At 64.1% G+C, this 10,635-nt stretch carries 10 protein-coding genes; 3 read left to right on the forward strand and 7 right to left on the reverse strand.

Features of this window, described 5'->3' with window-relative positions; translation table 11 throughout:
• Positions 1-36 precede the first annotated feature (36 nt).
• Together ACZ9CK_RS11630 and ACZ9CK_RS11635 are read right to left on the reverse strand one after the other, a co-directional pair.
• Positions 37-1,353 (reverse strand): CpaE/TadZ family protein, encoded by a 1,317-nt coding sequence (locus ACZ9CK_RS11630; RefSeq protein ID WP_476050022.1) that lies wholly within the window; start codon positions 1,351-1,353, stop codon positions 37-39.
• A complete protein-coding gene (locus ACZ9CK_RS11635; RefSeq protein WP_426298612.1) occupies positions 1,350-1,994 on the reverse strand; it encodes an SAF domain-containing protein in 645 nt (214 codons plus the stop codon). Before ACZ9CK_RS11635 ends, ACZ9CK_RS11630 begins: the two co-directional genes overlap by 4 nt.
• A gap of 148 nt (positions 1,995-2,142) precedes the next feature.
• Between ACZ9CK_RS11635 and ACZ9CK_RS11640 the strand changes: the two genes are divergently transcribed.
• Positions 2,143-2,364, forward strand: coding sequence for a helix-turn-helix domain-containing protein (locus ACZ9CK_RS11640; protein WP_070347753.1), 222 nt, complete (start codon positions 2,143-2,145; stop codon positions 2,362-2,364).
• A 10-nt stretch (positions 2,365-2,374) separates the two neighbouring features.
• On the opposite strand, the gene ACZ9CK_RS11645 is transcribed toward ACZ9CK_RS11640, so the two are convergent.
• Entirely contained in the window at positions 2,375-2,944 is a 570-nt protein-coding gene (locus tag ACZ9CK_RS11645) for a hypothetical protein (RefSeq protein WP_426298614.1), read from the reverse strand.
• 143 nt (positions 2,945-3,087) lie between these two features.
• On the opposite strand from ACZ9CK_RS11645, the gene ACZ9CK_RS11650 reads away from it, so the two are divergent.
• Both ACZ9CK_RS11650 and ACZ9CK_RS11655 read left to right on the forward strand, forming a co-directional pair.
• Positions 3,088-3,918 carry a LysM peptidoglycan-binding domain-containing protein gene (locus ACZ9CK_RS11650; protein ID WP_426298616.1) on the forward strand — a complete coding sequence of 277 codons (831 nt, stop codon included), beginning with the start codon at positions 3,088-3,090 and terminating at the stop codon, positions 3,916-3,918.
• A 34-nt stretch (positions 3,919-3,952) separates the two neighbouring features.
• The gene (locus ACZ9CK_RS11655) at positions 3,953-4,381 is read left to right on the forward strand and encodes an Rv3235 family protein (protein ID WP_476050023.1); all 429 of its coding nucleotides are present in this window, start codon (positions 3,953-3,955) and stop codon (positions 4,379-4,381) included.
• A gap of 133 nt (positions 4,382-4,514) precedes the next feature.
• Here the strand turns inward: ACZ9CK_RS11655 and secA are convergent, their stop codons facing one another.
• From secA to ACZ9CK_RS11675, 4 genes are all read right to left on the reverse strand, one after another.
• Entirely contained in the window at positions 4,515-7,262 is a 2,748-nt protein-coding gene (gene secA / locus ACZ9CK_RS11660) for a preprotein translocase subunit SecA (RefSeq protein ID WP_476050024.1), read from the reverse strand.
• A 159-nt stretch (positions 7,263-7,421) separates the two neighbouring features.
• Positions 7,422-8,660, reverse strand: coding sequence for a winged helix-turn-helix domain-containing protein (locus ACZ9CK_RS11665; protein ID WP_476050025.1), 1,239 nt, complete (start codon positions 8,658-8,660; stop codon positions 7,422-7,424).
• A 32-nt stretch (positions 8,661-8,692) separates the two neighbouring features.
• Entirely contained in the window at positions 8,693-9,418 is a 726-nt protein-coding gene (gene hpf, locus ACZ9CK_RS11670; RefSeq protein WP_426298624.1) for a ribosome hibernation-promoting factor, HPF/YfiA family, read from the reverse strand.
• A 142-nt stretch (positions 9,419-9,560) separates the two neighbouring features.
• On the reverse strand, positions 9,561-10,613 hold the full coding sequence (locus ACZ9CK_RS11675; RefSeq protein ID WP_476050026.1) for a ComF family protein: 1,053 nt from the start codon (positions 10,611-10,613) through the stop codon (positions 9,561-9,563).
• Positions 10,614-10,635: the final 22 nt, after the last annotated feature.

Genomic DNA, 10,635 nt, shown 5'->3' on the forward strand with positions numbered 1-10,635 from the left:
CTTTTTTGCTGCGTCTTTGCAGCCCACATGGCGAGCCTAACGCTTAAGCAGTCGCCTTGCTCTGGAAGAGCGTACAGAGGATCTTGAGTTTCCCTGGACAGGCGCACAAACCAATTCGGCGATTGCGTGACGTAGCGGAGATTCCGGGGCCACTTCGAAGAGAACCGAACCTGACAGCAGCGCCGCATCGCAGCTCTCCGGTTCCGAGGGAAGGAGGGCCTCGATCCCGCTGCCCGGCGCATAACGTTCCCAGGCCTCACGCAATTGGCGTTCCGGAGAGCGCCCAGCCGCAGAGGCACGGACCTTGTTGAGGATGATCCGCGGAGCAGACTGGGGAACGGCCCCCTCGAGTTCGGCCAGGCCCCGCACAAGCCTGGGGATCCCGATGGCATCTGCCGAGCCGACAGCGAACACGGTGTCAGCGACTTCCAAGCTTCGGAGCGTGGCGGCATTCCGCCGCGGCGCCATGGTATCGAAGCTCAGCTCCTCGTCCGCTTCAAGGCAGAATCCGGCATCGATCACGATGACGTCGGCCACCTTCCTGGACTGCTCGAAGACAGTCGAAAGAGCGGCTGCACGGAGTTCTGTCCAGCGGTCGGCCCTTGTTATTCCGGTCAGAACCCGGAACTCACCGGACTTCGTGAACACGGAAGCCGCAACCTTTTTCAGGGATTCCGTGTCCAAGAGCCCCTGGTCCGCGAGCCGGCATGCCTGGGCAAGTCCCGCCGACTCGTCGAGCAAGCCCAGGGTCGCAGCGATGCTGGCGCCATAGCTGTCGGCGTCGATGAGCAGGACGGACTTGCCTTCGGCCGCGAGCTCAGCGGCGATGTTCGCCGCCAGAAGGGTCCGGCCCGGAGCCCCGGCAGGGCCCCAGACTGCGATGATCTCGCCTGTGCCGCTTGGCGCTGGAGTCTCCTCCGTGACGACGGGAGCGGCAGGGCGCAACCCTGCCGCCGGGTCGGCAAGACCGGAGTCCCGCGGCTCCGGATGCCTCGGCCCGCGCCCCGTCAACTGGTGGACCGCGTCGGAAATCTTCGAGGCCAGACCTGCCGCGTCGACGTCGGGAAGCGCCGTGAGCACCCCGATGGCGCGCAACCGCGCCGCCTCCTCGGGGTCTGCAGTGAGTCCGACAACGGCGACACCCACCGCGGAAAGCCGGTCTACCAGGGAGGCCGTAAGGTCCCCGGTGCCTTCCGCGACGACGGCCGCCCGCGCCAGGCCGCTCTGGCAGGCGGCAAGCAGCTCGGCCAGCTCGTCGCAGCGCCGGACCACCGTCACCGGGCCGTGGAGTCTTTCGAGCCCGCCGACGAGATCGTCCTGCGACTGTCCGACGGTGACGACCGGGATGCTCATTTCGCCGTCCCTGCCGGGTTCCAGACCACGGCGACCTTTGCCTTGTTCGCCTGGGCGCCGAGCAGTTTCGGCATCTGTTCGTCAGTGACGAGGACCAGCACGACCGTTTGCTTGGATGCCCCGAGGGCGGATGACCCTTCGGTAACCTGGGCGATTTCCGCACCGGGCAACAGCAAGCGCGGTTCGGCGAAGCCGTTCTTGGCGTCGGGCAGCGACACCCAAACGTCCACCCTGGAACCGGGAACGGCCTGCTCCGGGAGGGAGTCTTCGACAGTGACGGCTACCGGCTTCCGGTCCAGGGCATCGGCATCGCCCAGGCTCTCCTTGGGCAGGAGCTGGTTCCTGGCGATGCGCTGGATCGCAACCTTTCCCTCAGGGAGGCCGGATTCAACGGTGACATAGCCCGCTTCGACGTCATCAAGCCGGACCTTCGCGATCGAGACGTCATCCCTGCTCAGCTTCTGCCCGACGGCGATGCCTTCCCTGGCCACGTACACCTGGACAGTGCGGTCCGCAGCCCCCACCAAGGCGATGACGCCTGCGACGGAGGCAAGCACAAGCAGGACTCCTACCAGGAGCCGGGGATCCTTCCATGAAGGTTTCCTGAGCCGCGCTGCCGCAGCCGTTGTGTTCGCACTCATGGTGAATCCCCCTGGTTCTCTGGGCGGCCGGGCCGGAAGTCGCCTTCATTCTGACGGCACTTTCCCGGGTTCCAAAGTCAAGACATCCAAAACGCACCAAATTGTGGATAACCGGATCAAACATGCCAGGAAGTGGCAAAATGGAGTCATGCCCCGATTCCTTACCTTGGCAGACGTCGCCGAACAGTTGCAGATCAACTCGCCGCAGGCCTATGCCCTGGTCCGGAGCGGCGAGCTGAAGGCCATCCAAGTCGGCGGCCGAGGTCAGTGGCGGGTCGAAGAGACGATGCTGGAGCAGTACATCCAGGAACGCTACGCGGAAGCCAGCCGCATGATCGAAGAGGCCAAAGCGAAGTCCTCCCACTCCTGAAGGAAACCGCCTAGAACTCCTGGCCCCGCAGGGAGCGCAGGGCGGCAAGCGATGCAAACGGCACCGTAACGACGGAGCTGACATTGCCCTGCCGTCTGGCTTCCCCCGAACCGGTGGCCGCCAGGTCGAAATGGTCCTTCCCAACGCGGTCAATCACCCCGAACAGCGCAGTTTCCTGGAGCATGCCCATCACCAGGTGCACGGTGACTTCCGCCCGGTCCCGGGCCAAGCCCCTCAGCGCACTCGCGAGACCCAACCGCGCCCGCACGCCGGGATCCTGAAGGACCTGGCGGCCCGTCCCTTGATAGCTGGCCGCCGCAGAATACGGCACCAGCCACTGTTGTGCCGCCTCGCTCAGGACAATCCATTCGCTGCCAACATGCGCCAGAACCCCTGAAACCCGCATTCCCGAGGACAACAGGACAGAAAGCTCCCGGCCGAGCGTACCTCGAAGGCGGTCAGCCAAGGCGATACCGGCCATTTCCACACGGGCGCGCTCCGAGATCTCGGATTCAAGCGCCAGCTTCTGGTCGGCGGCAAGCTGCGCCTCCATGTCCTGAAAGAGAGCGTCCCATCGCATGCCGCCAGCGTAGGCGGCCCTCACGGCCCGGTCAATTTTGCAGGAAAGTTCCTGCCCGACTAGACAAAATCACATTGATACGCTCAAAATTACTCAACGTACATCAAATAACATCAAACAGCATCAAACATGAGGAGACTCCCATGAATGAGACTGAAAGGCCCCTTAGGCACGACGCAGCGATGGCTGTGGTCATCCTGTTGCTGGGGTTCCTGCTCCTGGGTCTCGGCTGCCTCCTCCTTGAACGCTGGAAGATCGCGTCGACGCACAATCAAGGGCTGATGTTTGGGGACATCATCGGGTTCGCCGCCACCGGCGTGGGGATGTTGATCGTCGTCTGGTGGCTGCTCTCGCTGCTTTTGGCCTTCGCCTCGGCGATATGCCAGAAAGCCGGGCGTACCACGGGAGCGACGGTAGCCGGGCGGTTCAGCCCCTTGTTCATGCGGCGGCTCGCCATGGCCGTCCTCGGACTGAACCTGCTTGGTGCGCCCCTAGCCCAGGCATCACCAAGCCTGGTGGAGGCAGCGTGGACTCCTCCCAGCGGGTCCACCATTATTCCCGCGGCTTGGACGCCGCTTTCGCACACGACGGATGCCGCTGCGGTCCGGAAGCCAAGCACGGCCGAGCCCGGCTCGGTGGCCGAGATACGAAACACCTCGCCAGGGCGAGGCTCCGCCGTCGACATCGTAGAACCGCAGTGGCAGCCCAGGCCACCTGTCGCCGAGCCCGGGCTGGTGGGCCCCAGGATCACCCGCGCCGCACAGCAGGCGGACAGCCCTTCCGCCAAGGAGGTCGTGGTGCTGCGCGGCGACTCGCTCTGGTCGATCGCTGCCAGGGACCTGGGACCAATGGCCAGCGACGTCGAGATCGCCCGCCACTGGCCGAAGTGGTACGCGGCCAACAAGGAGGCCATCGGGGATGACCCAGGGCTCATCGTTCCCGGCCAAATCCTCCAAGCACCACCGAAGAACTGAGAACCGTCCGATTCCTACAGTCAGGATCCACATCATGAGCGCAGCAACCGCAATCCTACCGATTCCCACCACCCGCGTCAGCCCATCCGGGCCCGGTGCCACCGGGCCGTCCGGCACGGAACACGAAGTCAGGATGCACGCACTGCGAATCGCACAGGCGGCCATTGAAGTGCTTGCCGGCACCCGTCCTGTCCAGCAGCTTTCACGCTCCCTGGACCCGAAGTCCCTGACGTCCCTGCAACACCGGGCAGCCCTCACCCGGGCGCACGCCTTGCGGACCGGCAACGGCCACTCCCGGCACCACCGCAATCCCCAGGTCCGCTCGGTGCACATTTGCGCGGTTACCGAGTCCGTCTACGAAGCTGCGATGGTGGTAAACGAGGAGCTGCGATCCCGTGCCGTGGCCATGCGCCTCGAACTGAGCAACGGGGCCTGGAAAGTGACAGCCCTCGAGATCGGCTAAGCCCGGCCCCGGCACGCGCAACGTGCCCAGCTGAGGAGGCAGGCCCTGGATGGGAACAGCAGGAAAAACATGAGGACCGGAACGACGTTCCGGTCCTCATGTATTTCCTGCTGGGGCTGGCTACCCCAAGCGATCAGCGACGCTTCTTTCGAGGCGCTTTCTTTGCCTTGTCCTCCGCAGCTGCCTTGGCCGGGTTGCCTGATCGGCCGCCTCCGGACCGCCCCTCGACCCGGGTCTGGCTCGCTCCGTCTTCACCGGGGGCCGTGTACTGCAGCTGGGCCGGGCGCTCGGGCGCCTGCAGACCCGCCGCACGGATCTGCGGATCGTGGTGCTCCGTGTGGGCTCCTTCCACGCTGTCGTCGGCCACTACCACATCTTCCGCGGGCGTGACTTCGACTTCCAGGTTGTACAGGAACCCGATGCTTTCTTCCCTGATGGCCTCCATCATGCTCTGGAAAAGAGTGAAGCCTTCACGCTGGTATTCGACAAGTGGATCGCGCTGGGCCATGGCCCGCAGGCCAATGCCTTCCTTGAGGTAGTCCATCTCGTAAAGGTGTTCCTGCCACTTGCGTCCGAGCACGGACAGGACCACCCTGCGTTCCAGCTCGCGCATGCTTTCAGAACCAATGGCTTCCTCACGCTCCTTGTAGACAAGTTGGGCGTCCGAAAGGATCTCGTTCTTCAGGAAATCGACGGTGACCCTGGACTTGCCGCCAGCCTCTTCGATGATGTCCTGCGCGGAAACCGTCACCGGGTACAGGGTCTTCAGGTTGGTCCACAACTGGTTGTAATCCCAGTCGTCCCCACTGCCCTCGGCGGTAGCCGCGTCGATGAAGGCGTTAATGGTGTCTTCGAGGAAGAACTGGACCTTCTCGTGGAGGTCATCGCCCTCAAGGATCCTGCGGCGGTCGCCATAGATTGCTTCGCGCTGGCGGTTCAGGACGTCGTCGTACTTCAGCACGTTCTTGCGCTGCTCGGCGTTGCGGCCTTCCACCTGGCCCTGGGCGGAAGCGATCGCCCGGGATACCAGCTTGGACTCCAAGGCGACGTCGTCGGGCACCGAGCTGTTCATCAGCCTCTCGGCTGCGCCGGAGTTGAAGAGCCGCATCAGGTCGTCGGTCAGCGACAGGTAGAAGCGGGACTCCCCCGGGTCACCCTGGCGGCCCGAGCGGCCGCGGAGCTGGTTGTCGATGCGGCGGGATTCGTGGCGCTCAGTTCCCAGCACATACAGTCCACCCAGGCCCAGTACTTCCTCGTGCTCGTCCTTGACGGCCTTCTTCGCAGCCTCCAGCGCCCCGGGCCAGGCGGCCTCGTATTCTTCGGAGTTCTCCTCGGGGTCCAGGCCACGCTTGGCCAGTTCCGCGATCGCGGTGAATTCTGCGTTGCCGCCGAGCATGATGTCCGTACCACGGCCGGCCATGTTGGTAGCCACGGTCACGGCACCCTTGCGGCCGGCCTGGGCGACAATGGCTGCCTCGCGGGCATGGTTCTTGGCGTTGAGGACTTCGTGCCGGATGCCCTCCTTGGCAAGCAGCCGCGAAAGGTATTCGCTCTTTTCCACACTGGTGGTGCCGACGAGCACGGGCTGTCCGATCTCATGGCGTTCGGCGATGTCCTTGACGACGGCTTCGAACTTCACGATCTCGTTCTTGTAGACCAAGTCCGACTGGTCGAGCCGCTGCATGGGGCGATTGGTGGGGATGGGAACCACGCCTAGCTTGTACGTGCTCATGAACTCGGCGGCCTCGGTTTCGGCCGTACCTGTCATGCCCGAAAGCTTCTCGTACATGCGGAAGTAGTTCTGCAGGGTGACCGTGGCGAGCGTCTGGTTCTCCGCCTTGATCTCGACGTTTTCCTTCGCCTCGATGGCCTGGTGCATGCCCTCGTTGTAGCGGCGCCCCGCCAGGATGCGCCCGGTGTGTTCGTCGACGATGAGCACCTCGCCGTCGAGGATGACGTAATCCTTGTCCCGCTTGAACAGTTCCTTGGCCTTGATGGCGTTGTTCAGGAACCCGATGAGCGGCGTGTTGGCCGATTCGTAGAGGTTCTGGATCCCGAGGTAGTCCTCTACCTTCTCGATGCCGGCTTCGAGCACACCGACGGTGCGCTTCTTTTCGTCGACCTCGTAGTCGGTTTCCGCCTTCAGGCGCTGAACCACCTTTGCGAACTCGCTGTACCACCGGTTGGTGTCCCCTTGGGCGGGACCCGAGATGATAAGCGGTGTCCTCGCTTCGTCGATGAGGATCGAGTCGACTTCGTCAACGATGGCGAAGTGGTGTCCACGCTGGACCAGCTCGGACTTATCCCACGCCATGTTGTCGCGCAAATAGTCGAAGCCGAATTCATTGTTCGTACCGTAGGTGATGTCCGCGGCGTACTGCACGCGGCGCACCGCAGGATCCTGATTGGACAGGATGCAGCCGCTGCTCAGGCCCAGGAAGCGGTAGACACGGCCCATGAGCTCTGACTGGTATTCGGCGAGGTAGTCGTTGACTGTGACGACGTGCACGCCTTTTCCGGTCAGGGCGTTGAGGTAGGCCGGGGCAGTGGCCACGAGGGTCTTGCCTTCACCGGTCTTCATCTCCGCGATGTTCCCAAGGTGAAGGGCTGCGCCGCCCATGAGCTGGACATCGAAGTGACGCATGCCCAGGGTACGGGACGAAGCTTCACGTACCGCCGCGAACGCTTCGGGAAGCAAGGCATCCAGGAGTTCGCCATCCTGGTAACGGGCGCGCAGTACGTCTGTCTCCTCGCGGAGTTCCGCGTCGGTGAAAGTCTTGAAGGATTCTTCAAGGGCATTGATGGAATCGGCATAGCTCCGCAGCTGTTTCAGGGTCTTCTTGTCACCCGTGCGGAGAAGTTTTTCGATAAGTGATGCCACGTGAAGTTGCTCCCAGTCTCAAGCTGCCGAATTCTGGCGGTTTCAGTCTACGGGAGCGTACAACACCAAGCGGTGTTGTTCCCCTGAGAGCAGAGAGCGGCGCAGTGGACCGTCCGGGGGCCGGACCAACATGCGGGACCCAAGCCAGTGACGCTTCCGCTATGACCGGCTCAGAGCGTTCGCCAGCCTGGCGGCGAGATCGCCTTCGGGTGACACGACGACGTCGTCCAGTTCCAGCCAGCGGGCCATAAGCCGTAGTTCGGCAGCAAGCTCGTCCGCCGTGTCCGCCGGCGCGTCGGCTTCCGCATGGGCAGATCGGACGAGCAGCAAACGGCCCGTGCGATCGGCCTTCAAGTCCACCCTCGCCACGACGCTGTCCCGCAAGAGGAAGGGCAGGACGTAGTATCCGAATTTCCGCTTCGTGGCAGGGGTGTAAATCTCGAGGCGGTAGTGGAAACCGAAGAGTTCGTGCAGCCGCCGCCGCTCGAAGACCAGTGAATCGAAGGGGCTCAGGAGCGCCCGGCCCGTCACGTTCCGCGGACTCTTTGCCTCCGCGTGGCGGTACAGTTCCCGGTCCCAGCCCCGGACAGTCACCGGTTCCAGGCGGCCCTCCTCGACGAGCTTGCCGACCGCCTGGGTCGCCGCCTTGATCGGAGTCCGGAAGTAGTCGGCGAAGCACCGGACCGTCCCGATTCCGTGGGCCCGCGCGGCCGCATCGATCAGGCGCTCCATGGCAGCTTCCCGGCCGGCGCCGCCATCATCCGCATGCCTGTGGTTCGAGTCCGGAGCCTGCACTTCCGGCGGAAGAACCCGGGAGGTCAGGGTGTAACGACGTTCGAATTGTTCGGTCCGGGATGCCGCGCTGACCTGGCCCTCTTCGAACAAATGCTCGAGGACCTGCTTGACGAGGTTCCAGTTCCAGCCCCATTGCTCGTTCCGGCGGTCCTCCTGGTGGTCGAGCCGTGCGGTGAGCTGAGCCGCCGTCATGGGGCGGCTTTCTGCCAGGGCTTCCAGGATCCGCGCCGCCATGTCCTCCCGCAAAGCGCGGTCGAGGTGCCCCGCGCCCACCCAGCCGCGCCGCTGCCACAGGAGAAGATCCGCAAAGTGCTCGGGCCGGATGAAGCTTGCCTCGTGGGCCCAGTACTCCATCATGCGGCGCGGGCTCCGGGCCGAGAGGGAGTCGAGGATCCTGCGGTCGTAGTCCCCCAAGCGCGAAAAGAACGGCAGGTAGTGGCTGCGGGAGAGAACGTTGACCGAGTCGATCTGCACAAGCTGCAGGCGGGCAAAGGTCCGGCCCACCGCCCGTGATGTTACGGGACCGGTGGGCCGGACCTTGTCCAAGCCCTGGGCTGCCAATGCGATCCGCCGTGCCTGCTGAAGGCTCAGCGAAGCGGCCATGCCAGTCCTTTCGTCATGGGAGACGCGGCAGCCTAGGCCGTTGCTGCATGGTCATCGGAGCGGTAAGCGTGGATCTTCTCCTCCACCGCTTCATTTCCGGGCTCGCAGTTCGAGTCCAGGGTGATGACGCCATAAGTCCAGCCTCGACGGCGGTAGACCACCGATGGCGTGTTGGTCTCCTTGTCTACGAATAGGTAGAAGTTGTGACCCACTAGTTCCATGTTGTCCACGGCATCATCGATGGTGAGGGATGCTGCGGGGAAGACCTTCCGGCGGATCAGCACCGGAGAATCACCGGCTGGGATGTCGTTGTCGATATCGTACGGCGAAGCTTCTGCCCCCGGGACAGCCGGTTCCTCGTGGTTGCTTGCCGCAGCGTAGATGGGCTCCTTCGTGCTGACAGGTTCGAGGCTAGCCGTCGCTTCACGCACCGCCTTTGGTGTGTGCCGCCCGTGGTGGACCTTCTTCCTGTCCTTGGCCCTGCGCAGTCGTTCGAGCAGCTTGCTGTACGCGAGGTCGAAGGCTGCGAATTTGTCAGCGGCACTGGCTTCTGCCCGGATGACCGGACCCCTGCCCATGACTGTCACTTCCACTGTGAGCTGGCCCGGGTTCTGACGCGGATTACTTTCCTTGGAAACCTTGGCGTCGACCCTCTGGACCTTGTCCCCGAGCGATTCAATCTTGGAAATCTTCTCGCCCGCGTATTCGCGGAAGCGATCCGAAACGGTCAGATTCCGGCCGCTGATCATGAACTCCATGGTGCCCTCCAAATAACTCAGGTGACACGACAACGGCACTTTTGGGGGCTTTTCTGACGGACAGTCGAGCCCCTTTCCGAGCCGCTATCGACAGGTACATCTGTTCTTGGTACCCATCTCCGACGTTAGTTCATCGTTACCGCTAATTCACCCCTTCGGAGCTTTTAATTTGTTTTGAGTCACGGGAACGGTCTGCCGCCGCCTCTACGTCGGAACTCCTGCCACCCGGAGCGCGTGTCGCCGCAAGGACGACAGCGCCGCAGACCAACCCACCCGCCGCTTCAACGGCCCTTGCGGCCTCCGCGATGGTTGCTCCAGTGGTCAGGACATCGTCGACGACGACGCAGAGCTTGCCGGACACCGACTTCTCCAGCGCCCGCCGCACGGCCATGGATCCCCTGACACGGCGGGCCCGGCCACCCCTGTCCAGCCCCTTTTGCCCGGTGCTTCCCGGACGCCCGGAACTCGAACGGCCCGCCAGGCCTGCGCCGGCAGCGGCCAGGAGTTCCGGCAGCGGCATGGCATGGCCGGTCCGGAGAGAACCGGCCCAAGCGGGAAGGCCGCTCCGCCGCTTGCGCAGGACGTCTCGCACCACCCACCCGGTTCCTTCCCGGGAACGGGCCCGGCGGAGCAGCAGGTGGACTGGGCTGAACCCACGACGGCGGAAAGCGCCGGCGCTGCTGGGAACAGGAACCAGGCAGACGTGCCGGTTTTCCCCCACTGCCGCGCACAAGCCACGTTCCAGCATCCGCCCCAGCAACAAGGCAAGGTTGCGCTGGCCGAATTTCTTGAAGGACAGGACAGCCTGGGCGAGTTCTTCCCTGTAGGACCCGACCGCGACCACCGGCACCAGGACCCCGCCGTCCACTGAGAGAAGCGCCGGTGCCTGGGACTCGGCCCGGAACGGCCGGGAGCACAGCTTGCGGATCCGGCGGGCACAGGCACCGCAGACCTGGACATCCTCATGCCCGCAACAGACGCATTCCACCGGCGCGACAAGCGCCAGCAGTTCACCCCACGCCAAGGCAAAGGCTTCAAGCAGGAGCAGCGACGGCCGCGCATGCGAGCCCCGGTGACGGGCGGCAGGGTCCGCCACGGCGAAAAGGTCGGGATCGCGCATGCCGGGTGTACCGGCGTCGTACTTGAATCCTTCAGCCGCAACCACGGCAGCCCGGCCGGGCGCACGTTTGTCCATGCACACAGCCTCGGGCCCGGGC

The sequence above is a fragment of the Arthrobacter sp. TE26545 genome, from assembly GCF_056279005.1.